Genomic DNA, 1060 nt, shown 5'->3' with positions numbered 1-1060 from the left:
TACATGGGAGACAAAATGATCTTGAATATTTTGTGTATCCTGATTTCAGATGAGATGGTAAATAAACCTGGCAATGAAAAATATGTATTTTACAGTTCTTTTTTCAACTATGACACATATTACGACGAAATTTTCAAAAGAATACAATCAGCCTGTCCGGAAAAAATGAGAAATGTTATAATAAACTATGTGGTGGATTTATCGCAATTTGACACGCTCACTGTTCAACAGTTTGATATTCTTTCCAGTATTACGCGGATTCAGGAATATGCCCAAATGAATCTTTGGGAGATAAAAAAACAAATTGACAATCCTTTTATTCTGCTTAAAGGAAGATTTCTCGTGAATTTCACTACACAAATAGACGGAACCATGTTTATGCAGCTGATTAAACACCAAAGTTACCTGACAATATTTCACAATACTTTGTTAAATGGATATATAAATAAATTAAGCTATACCAGCGAGGAAGCAATTAAATATTTAGAACAGCATCCTGCCTTTGTGGACGAATTGACGGACAGCGGCATAAATGCAGTATATAACTTTCTTTCTATGGGCTATTTAATCCGGGATGATGATCTTAACCGTAAAGAGCATAAAATAATTTTATATAAACAAATGCAAAAATTATTTAAACGATTATTGTCCGGCAACTCTGAATTTTATGTTTCGACTTACGCAATGACAGACTTTTATACACAAGGCAAAACCATCGTTCCTTTGTTCGGAGAATTAACAATCCCCACGGCATCCCGCATCACTTTCCTGAAAAGGTTTAATAAATATATCACCCGTAACAGCCAGAAAAAGTTAAAAATAATAACGAATGATTTTCCACCGGTCACTGTTCTTTTTACCGGTAAATATACGATTATTTATACCTATAACAGCACAAACAAACTGGAAAAACTTCATGTATTTAAGACCCGGAAAATGTATGATATTTTAAATAACCAAATTCAGTATAAGATTAAAAATATGATCGACCTGAATTACGAATTATGGAATACCTATATTAATGACCTTACAAAATAGTTAATATCACAAACATTTTAAT

At 32.0% G+C, this 1060-nt stretch carries 1 protein-coding gene; it reads left to right on the top strand.

What is annotated here, in order from left to right; genetic code table 11:
* The coding region (locus ACH2DQ_RS29055) for a hypothetical protein (RefSeq protein ID WP_395028813.1) at positions 1 to 1038 on the top strand (1038 nt) is incomplete at its 5' end.
* Positions 1039 to 1060: the final 22 nt, after the last annotated feature.

This window comes from Robinsoniella sp., from assembly GCF_034124845.1.
The sequence above is the reverse complement of the archived record's forward strand: the minus strand, read 5'-3'. Positions and strand labels throughout refer to the sequence as shown.